Annotated in this window: 19 protein-coding genes and 1 tRNA gene; 12 read left to right on the top strand and 8 right to left on the bottom strand. The window is 73.2% G+C overall.

Translation table 11 applies throughout. The features are described from left to right. Positions 1 to 52 precede the first annotated feature (52 nt). The gene (locus tag K353_RS13065; RefSeq protein ID WP_111553757.1) at positions 53 to 1273 is read right to left on the bottom strand and encodes an amidohydrolase; all 1221 of its coding nucleotides are present in this window, start codon (positions 1271 to 1273) and stop codon (positions 53 to 55) included. A 145-nt stretch (positions 1274 to 1418) separates the two neighbouring features. Between K353_RS13065 and K353_RS13060 the strand changes: the two genes are divergently transcribed. Together K353_RS13060 and K353_RS13055 are read left to right on the top strand one after the other, a co-directional pair. Continuing rightward, positions 1419 to 2075, top strand: a complete 657-nt coding sequence (locus tag K353_RS13060) for a GntR family transcriptional regulator (RefSeq protein WP_111553756.1) — start codon at positions 1419 to 1421, stop codon at positions 2073 to 2075. Between the two features lie 146 nt (positions 2076 to 2221). Beyond that, a complete protein-coding gene (locus K353_RS13055) occupies positions 2222 to 2896 on the top strand; it encodes a Crp/Fnr family transcriptional regulator (RefSeq protein WP_033220149.1) in 675 nt (224 codons plus the stop codon). 102 nt (positions 2897 to 2998) lie between these two features. On the opposite strand, the gene K353_RS13050 is transcribed toward K353_RS13055, so the two are convergent. The 5 genes from K353_RS13050 to K353_RS34845 all read right to left on the bottom strand — a co-directional run bounded on the left by K353_RS13050 (position 2999) and on the right by K353_RS34845 (position 5800). Further along, complete coding sequence (locus tag K353_RS13050) at positions 2999 to 3820, bottom strand: MBL fold metallo-hydrolase (RefSeq protein ID WP_111553755.1); 822 nt, start codon at positions 3818 to 3820, stop codon at positions 2999 to 3001. A 49-nt stretch (positions 3821 to 3869) separates the two neighbouring features. Next, positions 3870 to 4061 (bottom strand): hypothetical protein, encoded by a 192-nt coding sequence (locus tag K353_RS13045; RefSeq protein ID WP_111553754.1) that lies wholly within the window; start codon positions 4059 to 4061, stop codon positions 3870 to 3872. Positions 4062 to 4183: 122 nt separating this feature from the next. Continuing rightward, complete coding sequence (locus K353_RS13040) at positions 4184 to 5026, bottom strand: NUDIX hydrolase (protein ID WP_111553900.1); 843 nt, start codon at positions 5024 to 5026, stop codon at positions 4184 to 4186. A 151-nt stretch (positions 5027 to 5177) separates the two neighbouring features. Then, complete coding sequence (locus tag K353_RS13035) at positions 5178 to 5642, bottom strand: RidA family protein (protein WP_111553753.1); 465 nt, start codon at positions 5640 to 5642, stop codon at positions 5178 to 5180. Between the two features lie 2 nt (positions 5643 to 5644). Continuing rightward, positions 5645 to 5800 carry a DUF4177 domain-containing protein gene (locus tag K353_RS34845; RefSeq protein ID WP_014136749.1) on the bottom strand — a complete coding sequence of 52 codons (156 nt, stop codon included), beginning with the start codon at positions 5798 to 5800 and terminating at the stop codon, positions 5645 to 5647. A 258-nt stretch (positions 5801 to 6058) separates the two neighbouring features. Between K353_RS34845 and K353_RS13030 the strand changes: the two genes are divergently transcribed. Continuing rightward, positions 6059 to 7069: an ArsA-related P-loop ATPase gene (locus K353_RS13030; protein WP_111553899.1), complete on the top strand. Its 1011-nt coding sequence runs from the start codon at positions 6059 to 6061 to the stop codon at positions 7067 to 7069. A gap of 103 nt (positions 7070 to 7172) precedes the next feature. Beyond that, positions 7173 to 8369: an ArsA family ATPase gene (locus tag K353_RS13025; RefSeq protein WP_111553752.1), complete on the top strand. Its 1197-nt coding sequence runs from the start codon at positions 7173 to 7175 to the stop codon at positions 8367 to 8369. Between the two features lie 76 nt (positions 8370 to 8445). Here the strand turns inward: K353_RS13025 and K353_RS13020 are convergent, their stop codons facing one another. Continuing rightward, entirely contained in the window at positions 8446 to 8769 is a 324-nt protein-coding gene (locus K353_RS13020; protein ID WP_030919726.1) for a WhiB family transcriptional regulator, read from the bottom strand. Between the two features lie 400 nt (positions 8770 to 9169). On the opposite strand from K353_RS13020, the gene K353_RS13015 reads away from it, so the two are divergent. After that, positions 9170 to 11470, top strand: coding sequence for a transglycosylase domain-containing protein (locus tag K353_RS13015; protein ID WP_111553751.1), 2301 nt, complete (start codon positions 9170 to 9172; stop codon positions 11468 to 11470). Positions 11471 to 11625: 155 nt separating this feature from the next. Here the strand turns inward: K353_RS13015 and K353_RS13010 are convergent, their stop codons facing one another. Further along, positions 11626 to 12081, bottom strand: a complete 456-nt coding sequence (locus K353_RS13010; RefSeq protein ID WP_111553750.1) for a GatB/YqeY domain-containing protein — start codon at positions 12079 to 12081, stop codon at positions 11626 to 11628. A 131-nt stretch (positions 12082 to 12212) separates the two neighbouring features. Between K353_RS13010 and K353_RS13005 the strand changes: the two genes are divergently transcribed. From K353_RS13005 to K353_RS12980, 7 genes are all read left to right on the top strand, one after another. Further along, positions 12213 to 13157, top strand: coding sequence for a metallophosphoesterase (locus K353_RS13005; protein ID WP_111553749.1), 945 nt, complete (start codon positions 12213 to 12215; stop codon positions 13155 to 13157). Positions 13158 to 13245: 88 nt separating this feature from the next. After that, positions 13246 to 13319 (top strand) — tRNA-Pro (locus K353_RS13000). 128 nt (positions 13320 to 13447) lie between these two features. Continuing rightward, a complete protein-coding gene (locus K353_RS12995; RefSeq protein ID WP_111553748.1) occupies positions 13448 to 13708 on the top strand; it encodes a hypothetical protein in 261 nt (86 codons plus the stop codon). An 18-nt stretch (positions 13709 to 13726) separates the two neighbouring features. Next, positions 13727 to 14467: a hypothetical protein gene (locus K353_RS12990; RefSeq protein WP_146616455.1), complete on the top strand. Its 741-nt coding sequence runs from the start codon at positions 13727 to 13729 to the stop codon at positions 14465 to 14467. Continuing rightward, complete coding sequence (locus K353_RS34310) at positions 14455 to 14595, top strand: hypothetical protein (protein WP_158585398.1); 141 nt, start codon at positions 14455 to 14457, stop codon at positions 14593 to 14595. Before K353_RS12990 ends, K353_RS34310 begins: the two co-directional genes overlap by 13 nt. A gap of 161 nt (positions 14596 to 14756) precedes the next feature. Further along, complete coding sequence (locus tag K353_RS12985) at positions 14757 to 16232, top strand: APC family permease (protein ID WP_111553746.1); 1476 nt, start codon at positions 14757 to 14759, stop codon at positions 16230 to 16232. Positions 16233 to 16332: 100 nt separating this feature from the next. Continuing rightward, positions 16333 to 16755 (top strand): hypothetical protein, encoded by a 423-nt coding sequence (locus tag K353_RS12980; protein WP_233533544.1) that lies wholly within the window; start codon positions 16333 to 16335, stop codon positions 16753 to 16755. Positions 16756 to 16762 lie beyond the last annotated feature (7 nt).

Raw genomic sequence — 16762 nt, 5'->3', positions numbered from 1 at the left:
GCGCAGGTGCGTGGGGGTGCGTGGGGGTGACTGCGGCAGGGGGGTGACCGCGTTACTGCGGGGGGCCGCCGAGGCGGTCCAGGACGGTGCGGCCGCGGTGCAGCACCAGCAGCCGTTCGGGGTGCGCGGCGACGGCCTCGGGCACCGAGCCCGCGGCGACGGCCACCAGGTTCGCGGGCCGCCCGGCGGCGATCCCGTACTCCGCGACGCCCAGCGCCCGGGCGGCGTGGCCGGTGGCGAACTCCGCCGCCAGCGCGAGGTCCTGATCGGTCATCAGCTCGCCCTGGAGGCCGATGACCGTGGTCCGCTCCAGCATGTCGCCGGTGCCGTACGGCCACCAGGCGTCGCGGATGTTGTCGGAGCCGGCGAACACCAGCACGCCCAGTTCGTGCAGCAGCTTCACCGGCGGCATGCTCCGGGCCGGGCCGTTGGTCATCACCGCCACCCCGGCCGCCGCCAGCGCCCCGGCGGTCCGGGCCAGCTCGGGCCCGGCCAGCTGCCCGAGGCAGTACGCGTGGCTGACCGCGACCTTCCCGCCCAGGCCCAGCGCCGCCGTCCGGTCGGCGATCGCCCGCAGCTGCGCCGCGCCGGCCCCGCCGCCGTCGTGCAGGTGGATGTCGACGCCCGCGCCGTGCCGCTCGGCCAGGCCGAACACCACGTCCAGCTGGCCGTCCGCGTCCCGGTCGAAGCCGAACGGGTCCAGTCCGCCGATCAGTTCGGCGCCCTCCCGCAGCGCCGCGTCCAGCAGCCGCGCCACCCCGGGCTCGGCCACCACGCCACTCTGCGGGAACGCCACCAGCTGCACGTCGATCAGCTCCCGGACCCGCTCGCGCGCCTCCAGCACCGCGTGCAGGTGGTCCAGCCCGGTGTCCGGGTCGACGTCCACGTGCGAGCGGACGAAGCCGGTGCCGAGCGCGGCCATCCGGCGGGCCAGCGCCTCCGCCCGGTCGGCCACCGGCGTCCGCCCGGCCACCTCGCGGCGCAGCGCCCGCTCGGCGGCGATCTGCTCGCGCAGGGTGGACGTCGGGCGGTGCGGCTGCCAGGGCGCGCCGAGGAAGGTCTTGTCCAGGTGGGCGTGCCCGTCGACCAGCGCGGGCAGCAGCAGCGCCCCGTCCAGCGCGACCTCGCCGGCCCCCGGCTCGACCCGCTCGCGCCCGGCCGGGACGGGGGTGAGGGCGGCGATCCGGCCGTCCGCGATCCGCAGGTCGGCCCGGGAGCCGTCCGGGAGGGTGGCGTCCAGCAGCAGCTGCGGCCCTGGCGGGAGGGTGGTCACGGGTGGGCTCCTGGGCTCGTCGGGGGCGGTGAGCGGCCAAGCTATCTGGTATACCGAATACCAGACAAGAGGGAGTCGGAACCGATCTGGAATGATCTGGTCCACTGCCCGCTCCGTCCGCCCGCTTCCGCCTGGAGCCCTCCCGATGACCGACACCCTCGGCGACGCCCACCAGTCGCTGGCGGACCTCGTCTACGTCCAGCTGCGCGAGCGGATCATCGAGGGCGAGTACCCCGCCGGGCAGCGCCTGGTCGAACGCGAACTCGCCGACGGCATGGGCGTCTCGCGGATACCGGTCCGCGAGGCCATGCAGCGCCTCGAACGCGAGGGCTTCCTCACCGTCCAGGCCCGCCGCGGCGCCGTCGTCGCCGACTTCGGCCCCGCCGAGGCCGAGCACTTCTTCGCCGTCCGCGAATCCCTCGAAGCCCTCGCCGCCAGCCTCGCCGCCCTGCACGCCACCCCCGCCGGCATCCGCGGCCTCGAACGCGTCCTGGCCCGCACCCGCAAGGCCGCCGCGGCCGGCCGGCTGCGCGAGACGGTCAGCCTGAACGCCGACTTCCACCGCGAGATCGTCGAACTCTCCGGCAACCCGCTGCTGCGCGACATGATGGCCCCGCTCGACGGCCGGCTGCGCCGCCTGTTCCGGCTCACCTCCGACGTCGAGACCAGCCTCCCGATGTGCACCGAGCACCAGCAGCTGCTCGACGCCATCAAGGCCCGCGACCCGGAGACCGCCGCCGCCCTCGCCCGCCACCACGTCGCCGGCACCCGCGCCTTCGCCCGCCGGGCCCTCGGCGGGTAGCCCGCCGAGCCGGGAAACGCCCACCCGAACTGCGCGAATGGCCGCGTAGGCCCCACCTCGGCACACCCCCTCCTCATATGATCGGAGCGACATGCGTCATCCTTGGTGGTGAGTAGCACTGCCCAGACACCAGCAGGAGGAAGCTCGTGGACGACGTTCTGCGGCGCGCCGCGCTGTTCGCGGCACTCGACGACGACCAGGCTGCCGAGCTCCGCGCTTCCATGACCGAGGTGACGCTCGCCCGCGGCGAGTCGCTGTTCCACGAGGGCGACCCGGGCGACCGGCTGTACGTCGTGGTCGAGGGCAAGGTCAAGCTGCACCGGGCCTCCCCCGACGGCCGCGAGAACATGCTCGCCGTGCTCGGCCCCTCCGAGATGATCGGCGAGCTCTCGCTCTTCGACCCGGGCCCGCGCACCGCCACCGCCACCGCCCTCACCGAGGTCAAGCTCCTCGGCCTCGGCCACGGCGACCTGCTCCCGCTGCTGCACGCCCGCCCCGAGGTCTCCATCGCCCTGCTGCGCGCCATCGCCCGCCGCCTGCGCCGCACCAACGACGTGATGTCCGACCTGGTCTTCTCCGACGTGCCCGGCCGCGTCGCCAAGGCCCTGCTCGACCTCTCGCGCCGCTTCGGCGTCCCGTCCGACGAGGGCATCCACGTCGCGCACGACCTCACCCAGGAGGAGCTGGCCCAGCTGGTCGGCGCCTCCCGCGAGACGGTCAACAAGGCGCTCGCCGACTTCGCCGGCCGCGGCTGGCTCAAGCTGGAGGCCCGCGCGGTCGTCCTGCTCGACGTCGAACGGCTCTCCCGCCGCTCGCGCTAGCCGCGCGCACCCGGACGCACCGCGAGGCCGCCACGGACGGCAGGTTCACCTGCCCCCGTGGCGGCCTCGCTCCGCGTCGGGGCGAAGGTCCCCGACGCGGCCCTAGATCAGGCCCCGGTCCTCCAGGTACGTGAGCTGCGCGCGCACCGACAGCTCCGCCGCGGGCCACAGCGCCGGGTCGACGTCGGCGTACACCCGGGCGACCACCTCGGCCGCCGTGCGGCACCCGTCCTCGACCGCGGTCTCCACCTGGGCGAGCCGGGACGCCCGGTGGGCCAGGTAGTAGTCGACGGCGCCCAGCGCGTCCGCGAGCACCGGGCCGTGGCCGGGCAGCACGGTGCGCACGCCGTGCTCGGCGGCCATCACGTGCAGGTGGCGCAGCGAGTCGAGGTAGTCGCCCAGGCGCCCGTCGGGGTGGGCGACCATCGTGGTGCCGCGGCCCAGGACGGTGTCGCCGGTGAGGATCGCGCCGTCCGCGGGCAGGTGGAAGGTCAGCGAGTCGGAGGTGTGGCCGGGGGTGGCGACCACCCGCAGGTCGAGGCCGCCGACGTCGAGGTGCTGCCCGCCGTGCAGGCCCTCCTCGCCGAGCCGCAGCGCCGGGTCGAGGGCGCGGACGGCGGTGCCGGTGAGTTCGGCGAACCGCGCGGCGCCCTCGGCGTGGTCGGGGTGGCCGTGGGTGAGCAGGGTGAGGGCGATCCGCTTGCCCTGCCGCTCGGCGGTGTCGACGATCCGGCGCAGGTGGGCCTCGTCGAGCGGGCCGGGGTCGACCACGGCGGCCAGCTCGGAGCCGGGCTCGGAGAGCAGCCAGGTGTTGGTGCCGTCCAGCGTCATCGGGGACGGGTTGGGGGCGAGCACGCACTGGGCGCGCGGGGTGGCGACCCCGCCGACGGTGTCGGCGGGGTCGCCCGGCAGCAGGCCGCTCACGCGGCGTCCTCGGTGGCACGGCGGCCCGGGGCCGCCCGGTGGGGTGCGCTCATGCGGCGTCCCTTTCGACGAGGCCGAGCCGGCGCGACGGGAGCGGGCGGTGCAGGGCCCGTCCGGGCAGGTCGCGGGTCAGCAGGCGGGCGGTCTCCGCGGGTGCGCTGCCGTCGCAGGCGGCGGCCCGGGGGGTGACGGTGCGGACGGGGGTGGCCGAGGTCCGGCGAGCCACGTCGTTGTGGGCCATCGGAGTCTCCTTCCGAGGTCGGAGCAGTCGGTGCGGTTGCTGGTCGACGGTACGGGCCGACGCGCGGACGGCCCGGGAGCGGCTCTCCCGGCGGGGCCGGTGATCGCTCCGGGGGAAGGTTCTCACGCCGGGAACACGCCGTCGATAGTCAGCTCGTCATACCCGTCCCAGCGCACCGTCATGCGGTCCCCGACCACCTCCGCCCGGCCCAGCACCCGCTCCACCCGGCGCCCCGCCGCCACCGCCGTCGCCTCGGCCGCGGTGCGCAGCGACAGCAGCTCGCGCAGCACCGTGACGGTCGGCGGCAGCATGCCGAACTCGCCCGCCTCGAACCCGGCCACCGCCTCGGCGGGGGTCAGCCAGGCGACCCGGTCGGCCTCGCCGACGGTGTCCGCGGCGGCCTGCCCGGGCGGCAGCGCGGCGACGAAGAACCAGGCGTCGAAGCGGCGCTCCTCGAACTCCGGGGTCACCCAGCGCGCCCAGGGCGCCAGCAGGTCGCTGCGCAGCACCAGCCGGTGCGCGGCCAGGAACTCGGCCAGCGAGACCTCGTGCCGCTCCAGTGCGGCCCGCTCGGCCGCCCAGTCCCGGGGCTCGACCAGCGTCCGCCCGTCCGGCCCGGCCAGCAGCACCCCGGCCTCCTCGAAGGTCTCCCGGACGGCCGCGCACAGCACCGCGCAGGCGGTCGGCCCGTCCACCCCGAGCCGCTCGGCCCACCGCTCGACGGACGGCCCGGCCCACGGCGGGCGCACCTCCCGGTCGCGCGGGTCGACCCCGCCGCCCGGGTAGGCGTACATCCCGCCGGCGAAGGCCATGGTGGCCCGCCGCCGCAGCAGGTACGCCTCCGGCCCGGCCGGGCCCTCGCGCAGCAGCACCACGGTGGCGGCGGCCCGGGCCGGGACGGGGGCGAGCTCCCCGGCGGCCAGGGCGCGGATTCGGGCGGGCCAGGACGGCGGCATCTCCAGCATGTTCACGGATGTTAACCGCCGCCGCCCCGCCCCGGAACAACCCGCCGCCCGCCGCCAGGCGCCCTTCATCCCGGCGCCCCCCGGCCCGCCGCCCGGCACGCGGAGGGCCCGCCACCGCGGAAGCGGTGACGGGCCCCGGCCAGCGCCCGGATCAGTCCCGGACCCGGACCGTCAGCTCGACCTCGACCGGCGCGTCCAGCGGCAGCACCGCCACGCCGACGGCGCTGCGGGCGTGCACGCCGCGCTCGCCGAAGACCTTGCCCAGCAGCTCGCTGGTGCCGTTGACCACGCCGGGCTGCCCGGTGAAGTCGGGGGCGGAGGCCACGAAGCCGACCACCTTGACCACCTGCTCGACCCGGTCCAGGTCACCGACCACCGACTTGACCGCGGCCAGCGCGTTCAGCGCGCAGACCTGCGCCAGCTCCCTGGCGTCCTCCGCGGTGACCTCGGCGCCGACCTTGCCGGTCAGCGGGAGCTTCCCCGCGACGAACGGCAGCTGCCCGGAGGTCAGCACGTGCACGCCGTCGCGCACCGCCGGGACGTACGCGGCGACCGGGGCGGCGACCTCGGGCAGCGTCAGCCCGAGCTCGGCGAGCCTCTGCTCGACCTGGCCCATGGCTACTCCTTCTCGCGCTTGAGGTACGCGACCAGCTGCTCCGGGTTCGGCCCGGGGACGACCTGGACGAGCTCCCAGCCGTCCTGGCCCCAGGTGTCGAGGATCTGCTTGGTGGCGTGCACGAGCAGCGGCACGGTGACGTATTCCCACTTGGTCATGGGGGTGACTCTAGCCGCCCGGACCGGTGTGAGGTGGGACACAAAGGGGGCATGATTCGCCGGGGTGCCCGGGATGCTCCCGGCATCGGGACCGCTCGCTGGTTACCCTCGCGGTGAGGGGTGCCCCGGGGCCCCGACCGAGAGCGACGGACAGCGACGGACAGCGGCGGACGGAGAGCGGGCGTGGCGGGCACCAGCGGTACGGCGGGGCCGACCGAGCAGGCAGCGCCGCGCGAGCCGGACTGGGAGGGCGTCAGGCTGCACGTGGTCAGCGGCAAGGGCGGCACCGGCAAGACCACGGTGGCCGCCGCGCTGGCCCTGGCCCTGGCCGCCGACGGGCGCCGCACCCTGCTGATCGAGGTGGAGGGCCGGCAGGGCATCGCCGAGCTGTTCCAGATCGCCGCGCTGCCGTACGAGGAGCGCCGGGTGGCCACCGTGACGCCCGCCCAGCTCGGCCTGCCCGGCAAGGGCCACGGCGAGGTGCACGCGCTGGCGATCGACACCGAGCAGGCGCTGCTGGAGTACCTGGACATGTTCTACAAGCTGGGCCGGGCCGGGAAGGCCCTGCAGAAGGTCGGCTTCGTGGACTTCGCCACCACCGTCGCCCCGGGCGTGCGCGACGTGCTGCTCACCGGCAAGGCGTGCGAGGCGGCCCGCCGCAAGGGCCCGGACGGCCGCCGCCGCTACGACGCGGTGGTGATGGACGCCCCGCCGACCGGCCGGCTGACCCGCTTCCTGAACGTCAACTCCGAGGTGGCGGGCCTGGCCCGGATAGGGCCGATCCACTCCCAGGCGCAGGCGGTGATGCGGGTGCTGCGCTCCGCCGAGACGGCGGTGCACTTCACCACCCTGCTGGAGGAGATGCCGGTGCAGGAGACCGTCGACGGGATCGCCGACCTGCGCGAGTCCGGCCTGCCGGTCGGCGGCGTGCTGGTCAACATGGTGCGCCCGCCGATACTGGACGCGGCGGCGGTGGCGGCGGCCGACGGCGACCACCGCGAGGAGGTGGCGCTGGCCCTCGGCGAGGTCGGCCTGGGCGGGCGCTCGCGCAAGCCGGAGACCGTCCGGGCGCACGTCGAGCCGCTGCTCGACCCGCTGCTGGAGCAGGCCAGGGAGCACGCTGAGCGGGTCGAACTGGAACGCGCCCAGCGCGCCGACCTCCAGCAACTGCGGCTCCCCACCTACGAGTTGCCGCTGATCGGCGAGGGCATGGACCTGGCCGGGCTGTACCGGCTGGCGGGCGAGCTGAAGCGGCAGGGAGCGGCGTGAGGGCGGCGGACGGCGCGGGCACGGGCACGGGCACTGACGCGGGGAACGGCACGAGCACGGCGGACGGCACGGGCACGACGATCGGCGCGAAGCAGGGAGCGGCATGACCGGGCTGGACATCGACACCCTGATCGACGACCCGGAGACCCGGATCGTGGTCTGCTGCGGCTCCGGTGGCGTCGGCAAGACCACCACCGCCGCGGCGATCGGCCTGCGCGCCGCCGAGCGCGGGCGGCGCGTCGTGGTGCTGACCATCGACCCGGCCCGCCGGCTGGCCCAGTCGATGGGCCTGAGCGAGCTGGACAACACCCCGCGGGTGGTCAAGGGCACCCGCGGCGAGGGCGAGCTCCAGGCCATGATGCTGGACATGAAGCGGACCTTCGACGAGGTCGTGCTGGCCCACGCGGAGCCCGAACGCGCCAGGGCGATCATGGAGAACCCGTTCTACCAGTCGCTGTCGGCCGGTTTCGCGGGCACCCAGGAGTACATGGCGATGGAGAAGCTCGGCCAGCTCCGGGCCGAGGACCGCTGGGACCTGATCGTCGTCGACACCCCGCCGTCGCGCTCCGCGCTGGACTTCCTGGACGCCCCGAGCCGGCTCGGCTCCTTCCTGGACGGCCGGGTGATCCGGCTGCTGACCGCCCCCGCCAAGGTCGGCGGCCGCTCCGCGATGAAGTTCCTCAACGTCGGCGTGGGGCTGATCAGCGGCACCCTCGGCAAGATCTTCGGCGCCCAGCTGCTCACCGACATCCAGACCTTCGTCTCCGCGACGGACTCGATGTTCGGCGGCTTCCGGGAGCGCGCCGACCGCACCTACCAGCTGCTCAAGGCCGAGGGCACCGCGTTCCTGGTGGTCGCCGCCCCGGAACGGGACGCGCTGCGCGAGGCCGCCTACTTCGTCGACCGGCTGGCCGCCGACGAGATGCCGCTGGCCGGCCTGGTGCTCAACCGGGTGCACTCCACCGGCGCCCCGCAGCTCACCGCCGAACGCGCGCTGGCCGCCGCCGAGGCGCTGGAGGAGAACGGCACGCCGCACGCCACCGTGGCGGCCGAGACGCTGGCCGCCGGGCTGCTGCGGCTGCACGCCGAACGGATGCAGGTCATGACGAGGGAGCGGCGCACCCGCAACCGCTTCGCCTCGGTCTACCCGGACGTGCCGATCGTCGAGGTGGCCGCCCTCCCCGGCGACGTCCACGACCTGGACGGCCTGCGGGCCGTCGGCGAGCTGCTCGGCACCCCCACCGAAGAACCCGCCGAAGCACCCGTCGAACCCACCGAACCGCACGAGCCCACCGGGTGAGCCCGGCCCGCCGCCCGGACCTTCGAGCCCGCCGGGCGGGTCGACGACCCGCCCGCCACGGCCTCCTGACGGAGCGTCAGACCGCCTGGGCGTAGTCCCGCAGGACCACCCCGGTCGCCAACGACTCCTCGTACTCGGTGCGCGCGGTCTCCAGCAGCCGGCGCCAGGAGTCCACGGTCGGCCGCCGGCGCAGCAGCGCCCGCCGCTCGCGTTCCGTCATCCCGCCCCAGACGCCGAACTCGACCCGGTTGTCGAGCGCGTCCGCGAGGCACTCGGTGCGCACGGGACACCCGCTGCACACCGCCTTGGCGCGGTTCTGCGCCGCCCCCTGCACGAACAGTTCATCCGGATCGCTCGTGCGGCACGCCGCCTGCGCGCTCCAGTCGTCCACCCAGCCCATCCCGGCGCCGTCCTCTCCCGATTCGGGGCTCCCCCACGGCGGCAACGGCATATTCACCGTTGCCAGTTGAGGACGTTACGGAAGAACGGCACAGCGCAACAGCCCCTGTATGCCCAATCTCGAATGACCCGATCGGACTATGGGTGTCCAGCAGCTCACTCGTTGGAGTGATTGCAGGTCGGGGGGCTTGCCGGGGCCGGAAGGGGCGTTTTCGTCACGGTGTGCGACAGCGACCCGCCACGCATCCGTCCGGATCACGGACAGAACGCCGCGAATCGGACAAAGCTCATCACTCACAAGAGTGATGACGATGGACAGAGCGAAGCTGTCGCAGTTCTGTGACAAGCGTAGGCGAACACCTGCCCCCCTGTACGGGATTCCGGCACGTAGGGTTCTCTCCATGGCACCCACGCGATCCACCGGCTCCCTGACGGACAAGGCAGGCAACGGCGTCAAGTTCCTCGGCGGCTCGATCCTGGCCGGCGTCCTGGTCGCCGGCATGGCGCTGCCCGCCGTCGGAGCGTTCGGCCTGACCGCCAAGGACACCGCCGACTCGTTCGACAACATCCCGGACGACTTCAAGCAGCCCACCCTCTCCCAGGCGTCGATGATCTACGACGCCAAGGGCGGCCTGATCGCCAAGGTGTACGACCGCGACCGCACCATCCTCACCGCCGACCAGATGGCCCCGGTGATGCGCCAGGCCCAGGTCGACATCGAGGACGCCCGGTTCTACGAGCACGGCGCCGTCGACCTCAAGGGCGTGCTCCGCGCGATCACCAAGAACGCCGAGTCCGGCACCACCGCGCAGGGCGCCTCCACGCTCACCCAGCAGTACGTGAAGAACGTCTTCGTCGAGCAGGCCGGCGACGACCAGGCGGCCTTCCTCGAAGCCACCAAGAAGAGCCTGGGCCGCAAGATCCAGGAGCTCAAGTACGCCATCAAGCTGGAAGAGGACCTGAGCAAGGACCAGATCCTCACCAACTACCTGAACATCACGTTCTACGGCCACCAGGCGTACGGCGTCGAGGCCGCCGCCAACCGGTACTTCAGCAAGAGCGCCAAGGACCTCACCGTCCCCGAGGCCGCGATGCTGGCCGGCCTGGTGCAGAACCCCACGGCGTACGACCCGATCGCCCACCCGCAGGCCGCGCAGACCCGCCGCAACACGGTGATCAACAAGCTGCTGGAGTACAAGCACATCACCCCGGAGCAGGCCAAGGCCGCCCTGGACGCGCCGCTCGGCATCAAGTACTCCGAGCCGCAGAACGGCTGCATCACCGCCGACCAGGGCATGGGCTTCTTCTGCGACTACGTGCGCCACGTGGTCAAGCAGGACCCGGCGTTCGGCGCCACCACGGCGGACCGCCAGAAGCTGTGGTCGCAGGGCGGGTTGAAGATCAACACCACCATCGACCCGGACAAGCAGAAGGCCATGTACAACGCGGTCACCAAGAAGGTCTACGTGACCGACCCGGTGTCCTCGGCCGGCACCATGATCGAACCCGGCACCGGCAAGATCCTCGCCATGGCCCAGACCCGCCCGTACGGCCTGGACACCTCGAAGAACCAGACCGTGCTGAACCTCAACGTCGGCGCGTCCATGGGCGGCGGCAACGGCTTCTCCCCCGGCTCGACCTTCAAGCCGATCGTGGCCGCGGCCGCGCTGGAGTCCGGTGTCCCGATCAGCCAGGAGTACCCCTCGCCCTACAGCATGGAGTACCCCAGGATGACCACCTGCGAGGGCACCACCCACGACCCGCAGACGCTGACCAACGAGTCCACCAGCGAGCACGGCCCGTACAGCCTGCAGATCGCCATGCAGAAGTCGGTCAACACCTACTTCATCCAGCTCGAACAGCAGGTCGGCCTGTGCCCGGTGAAGCAGATGACCGACAAGCTCGGCCTCGGCACCCTGGCCAACGGCAGCAAGATCCAGCAGGTCGCCTCGATGACGCTCGGCACCCAGGAGGTCAGCCCGCTGCAGATGGCCACCGCCTACGCCGCGTTCGCCGCCCGGGGCCTCTACTGCTCCCCGGTCGCGATCACCTCGGTGACCAACGGCGAGGGCAAGCAGCTCGGCGTCCCCGGCGCCAACTGCACCCAGGCGATGTCCCAGACCACCGCGGACGGCATCAACACCCTGCTGCTCGGCGTGACCGAGAAGGGCACCGGCTCCGCCCTCGGCCTCGACGACGGCCGCCAGATCGCCGGCAAGACCGGCACCACCGACAACCGCTACGCGGCCTGGTTCACCGGCTACACCCCGAACCTGGCCACCTCGGTCTGGCTCGGCGGCGTCGGCGGCAACGTCTCGATGCGCAACATGCGCATCGGCGGCCACTCCTTCAGCGCGGTCTACGGCTCCGACGGCCCCGGCCCGATCTGGCAGATGGCCATGAACGACGCCCTGGACGGCAGCCCGGTGACCAGCTTCCAGAAGGTCGACATCCCGCAGCCCAGCCAGCCGTCGTCGCCCCCCGGCGACACCCCCTCCGCCCCCTCCGGCGACAACGCCACCCAGACCAGCAACACCACCCCCAACACCGGGAACCCCGGCAACACCGGGAACCCGGGGAACACCGGGAACCCGGGGAACACCAACCTCCCCGGCTGGCCCACCGGCGGCGCCACCAACGGCGGCATCAGCCTCCCGCCGGGCGTCATCGGGGGGAACACCGGCAAGCCCGGCCGCCACTAGCCGCGGCGGCCCCGGAACGCACTGCCTGTCATCGGAACGCGCGAACCGCCCGCGAGGAATCCTCCTCGCGGGCGGTTCGGCGTTCGCGGCTCCCGTCAGCCCTTCAGCTCCTCGGGCTCCTCTTCAGGCCGCTCCCCCAGGCCACTCCCCGGCGCTCAGCCGGCCAGGGCGGCCTTCACGGCGGCGGCCACCCGGCCGCCGTCCGCCTTGCCCTCCACCTGCGGGCGCACCAGCTTCATCACGGCGCCCATGCCCTGCGGGCCGCTCGCCCCGGACTCCGCCACCGCGGCGGCCACCACGGCCGCCAGCTCCTCGTCCGTCAGCTGCTTCGGCAGGTACGCGTCCAGCACCTCGCCCTCGGCCCGCTCCCGCTCCGCCTGCTCGGCCCGGCCGGCGCCCTGGAACGCCTCCGCGGCCTCCCGACGCTTCTTCGCCTCCTTGCCGATCACCTGCAGCACCTCGGCGTCGGACAGCTCCTTCTTCTGCTTGCCCGCCACCTCCGCGCCGGTGACCGCGGACAGCGTCAGCCGGAGGGTGGACGAGCGCAGCTCGTCCCGTGCCTTGATCGCAGCCGTGAGGTCCTCCTGCAGCTGCTCCTTGAGCGTCGTCATGCCGTCGATTCTGGCACCTGCCCCGCCCCGCCGCCGCTCCTTTACCGTCCGCCCCGCCCCTGACGCCCCGTCGGACCGCTCCACCCCCGGGTGCCCGTCGGCCCGTTCGGTCCGTCTGCGACCATGGACCGATGCGACCGCTGTACTCCGTCCCGCTCGGTGTCGCCGCCACCGGCGCCGCCTGTCTCGTCTACGCCGCCGGGTACGAGGTCCGCTCGTTCCGGCTGCGCCGCGTCGAGGTCCCGATCCTGCCCGCCGGTGCCCGGCCGGTCCGGATCCTCCAGGTCTCCGACATCCACATGGTCAACGGCCAGGCCAAGAAGCAGCGCTGGCTGAAGAGCCTGGCCGGCCTCCGCCCCGACCTGGTCGTCAACACCGGGGACAACCTCTCCGACCCGCTCGCGGTCCCCGCCGCCCTGGACGCCCTCAGCCCGCTGATGGACTTCCCCGGCGTCTACGTCTTCGGCTCCAACGACTACTACGGCCCCACCCCCAAGAGCCCCACTCGCTACCTCAAGGCCCTCCGCAGCGGCGTCCACGGCCTCAACAACCCCGACGGCAGCGGCCGCCGCGGCATCAGCGGCGCCGTCCACAACCCCTGGCAGAAGCTCCGCGACGGCTTCGACCAGGCCGGCTGGCTCAACCTCAACAACGCCCGCGGCCGCCTCACCGTCGCCGGCCTCGACATCGAGTTCACCGGCCTCGACGACCCGCACATCCGCCACGACCGCTACGCCGCCGTCGCCGGCGGCCCCTCCCCCGACGCCGACCTCTCCCTCGCCGCCGTCCACGCCCCCTACCTCCGCTCCCTCGACGCCTTCACCGCCGACGGCTACCCCCTGATCCTGGCCGGCCACACCCACGGCGGCCAGCTCTGCATCCCCTTCTACGGCGCCCTGGTCACCAACTGCGACCTCGACACCGACCGCGTCAAGGGCCTCTCCACCCACACCACCCCCCACCACCGCTCCTACCTCCACGTCTCCGCCGGCTGCGGCACCAACCGCTACACCCCCCTCCGCTTCGCCTGCCCCCCCGAAGCCACCCTCCTCACCCTCACCCCCGCCCCCCGCTGACCAGCCCCGAAACCGGATTTCGTCTCTGGCCCCACCTCCTGTAGAGTTCTACTCGTTGCGCCGGACACGGAAGGCAACACCGCAGGACCGGGGTATAGCGCAGCTTGGTAGCGCGCTTCGTTCGGGACGAAGAGGCCGTGGGTTCAAATCCCGCTACCCCGACTTCGTAGTAGCAGGCAAGGGCCCTGCCGGAGAGATCCGGCAGGGCCCTTCCTCGTTGTGCGGGTGGGGTGGGCCTGCGGGGTGGGTGCGGGGCGTCACCCGGGGGGCTCCGGGGCGTTGTGGTGGGCATGAACGTGTACGCGATGGCGCAGGCGTTTCCGGATTCGCAGGAGCCGACGAGCGTTCCGCTGATGTACGACGGGCCGTGGCTGAGGACGCCGTGCCTGTGGCAGGTGGGGGCCGAGCAGTGGGACGTCCGGGTGACGGCGGACCAGTTGGCGGGGCTCGCGTCGGTGGTGACGGGGGCGCGGCGGGGGCTGGTGGCGGGTGCGGAGAACGAGGAGCGCGGGAGGGTGCTGCGGGAGGATCCGGAGTCGTTCGGGGTCTGAGGGCGGGTGGTGCTCGGTGTGGACGAGCGTTCCTTCTGCCTGGACCGGGACCGGAGCGTGTGGCACGTCCAGTTGTTCGGGGTCGAGTGCATCGACGGGAACCAGACCCTCGGGGTGGCCGAGCGGCACGCGCCGGACCTGTCGCCCGAGCACCTGGCCCGGGCGGTGGTGGACGTGCGGATCGTCACCGGCGGGGCGCGGGAGCGGGCCCGGGCCGCGCACGACCGGGCGCACCTGTTCCAGAACCCGGCGACGCCGCAGGACCTGTTGGTGCGCAACCCCGTGATGCGCGGGTTGGCGGACGAGTTCGCCCGCCGGGGCGTCCTCTTCCGGCTGCGGCGGGGGGCGGTGTGGAGCGGGCCGGTCCGGGAGTCCTACTCGGTGGGGGAGGCCACCACCGCGCTGGCGCTGCTCGTCCGGGAGGCCGGGCCGGAGCTGGGGTTCCTCGCGTTGGACCGGAAGGGCCGGAACGAGGTGTGGCGGGACCAGTCGAGCCGTGCGTTCCGGTCGCTGTTCGACGAGCGGACCCGGGCCGACGGGGTCCGGACCGCGATCGCGGTCCGGCGGGCGGTGCTGGAGGAGGTGGAGGCGATGAGCCGGGTCCGGTCGAAGGCGCACTGGCACCTGCTGGCCGACGCTCCCGACCTGGTGGTGTGGGCGGTCGGCCGTGAGCTGCCGGTCGAGCTGCTGCACCGGGAGGAGCCGGAGGCCACGCGGCGAGGTGGGAGGGGGTCGTCCGCCACGAGGTGCCGCTGCTGACCCGGCGGAAGGCCGACCGGCTGGTCGCCGGCTACGAGCGGCTCCGGCCGCGGAAGGTGCACGACTCGAAGGAGGTCGGGCGGCTGGAGTGGTGGAACCGGATCCTGCGGGCGGCCGGCGAACTCTAGCGATCCGCTCCCGGTTCCGACGGCCCGTCAGGGTGGGCCGTTGGGCCGTTCCGGTGAGGGGGGAGGGGGTGGTGACGGGTTATCGGATGCGGGGTGGGGACGGGGGCCGGAGGGTGGGGGGGCGGGCTCCGGTGGGCGGGGTCGGCGGGAGGAGGCGGTGGATGAGCGCGGCGGATGTGCCGGGTCCGGAGGGGGCGGCGGCGGTTGCGGGGCGGCGGGTGAAGGCGGTGGCGGCGCCCAGGATGACCTGGGTGACGTTGGCGCTGATGACGACCAGTTCGGTGGCGAGCCTGCGGTCGTCGCCGACGATGGCGGTGTACGGGCTGGCGTGCGTGTTCCTGTACGTGGTGCCGGCGATCGTGTTCCTGCTGCCGACGGCGCTGGTCTCGGCGGAGCTGGCGTCGGGCTGGGAGGGCGGGGTCTACAACTGGGTGGCCCAGGGGCTGTCGAAGCCGTTGGGGTTCCTGGCGGTGTGGTGCCAGTTCGCGATGACGATCTTCTACTACCCGAGCCTGCTGGCGTACGTGGCCAGCACGATCGCGTACGTGGTGGACCCGAGCCTGGCCAGCAACGGGCTGTACACCGCGATCGTGATCATGGTGCTGTACTGGACCGGCGTGTGGGTGTCCTCGCGCGGGACGAACGCGGTGGCGGGCCTGGCGTCCTGGGGGCTGATCATCGGGACGCTGATCCCGGGCGCGCTGCTGGTGGTGCTGGGCTTCGTGTTCCTGGGGCAGGGCAACGGCTCGGCGGCGCCGATGTCGGCGGACCACCTGCTGCCGGCCTGGACGGGCCTGGCGAGCCTGGTGCTGATCGTCAACAACTTCCTGAGCTACTCGGGCATGGAGATGAACGCGGTGCACGTCTCCTCGCTGAGGAACCCGGGCAAGGAGTTCCCGCGCTCGATGTTCCTGGCGGTCGGCCTGGTGCTGCTGATCTTCATCCTGCCCGCGCTGGCGATCAGCTGGGTGGTGCCGGCCGACCAGCTGTCGCTGACGGCGGGCGTGATGCAGGCGTTCGACGCGTTCTTCCAGTACTTCCACATCGGCTGGCTGACGCCGCTGGTCGCGGTCGGCCTGGTCGCGGCCTCGCTGGGCGGCATGCTGACCTGGCTGGCCGGCCCGTCGAAGGGCCTGCTGATGATCTCCCGGCAGGAGGGCTACCTGCCGCCCTCGCTGCAGAAGCTGAACAGCCACGGGGTGCAGCAGAACATCCTGGTCGCGCAGGGCGTGGTGACCACGGCCATCGCGCTGATGTACGCGCTGATCCCGAACGTCTCCAGCGTGTACTGGATCTTCTCGGTGATCACCACGCAGGTGTACCTGATCGTCTACCTGCTGATGTTCCTGGCGGCGATGCGGCTGCGCCGGCTCCGGCCGGACCACCCGCGCGGCTACCGCGCCCCGGCGCTGGGGGTGCTGTGCGTAGTGGGCCTGCTGGCCTCGGCGGCGGCGATGGTGATCGGGTTCGTGCCGTCCTCGCAGTTCGGCGGCGGCAGTGTCTGGGCGTACATCGGGATCGTCGGCGGCGGTCTGCTGCTGCTGGGCGTGATCGTCCCGTTCGGCTTCCTGAAGGCCAGCAAGCCCGAGTGGCGCGACCCGGCGGCGGCCGCGGCCATCGAGGAGGAGGCGGCGTGAGCGGGCGGAGCGGATGGAGCGTGAGCGGGCGGAGCGGACAGGACGGATGGAGCGGGCGGAGCGTGAGCGGGCGGAGCGAGGTGGGCGGATGAGCACCCGGATGGCTTCCGAGCACAGGTGGATCTACGTCGGCGCGGTCGTGGTGCTGGTCGCCATGGTGGTGATCGGGCTGCTGACGTTCACCCAGCAGCACGCCACCAACGAGTCGTACCGGAAGGCCGACCAGCTGATCACGAAGCTCCAGGAGAACGACTACCCGACGCCGGACCGCGGCCAGGTCGCCCGCACCCTGGGGACCGACGGCGGCGCGGTGTGCCAGGACCCGGCGAGTGCGCTGAAGACCGGCTTCCAGCGGTTGCAGATGTCGAACGGGGCCGCCGGGCCCGGGCAGCGGCCGGTCATCGTCGCCGCCCGGACGGTGCAGGCGGAGGCGCTGGTGCTGAGCGTCTACTGCCCGGACCGGTTGGACGACTACCAGGAGAAGATCAAGGACATCAAGACCGATGACACGGTCCGGAACTGAGGGGGAG

It is taken from the genome of Kitasatospora sp. SolWspMP-SS2h (assembly GCF_003259315.1).
Classification (GTDB): Bacteria; Actinomycetota; Actinomycetes; order Streptomycetales; family Streptomycetaceae; genus Kitasatospora; species Kitasatospora fiedleri.
This window is presented reverse-complemented; position numbering and strand designations above follow the sequence as displayed.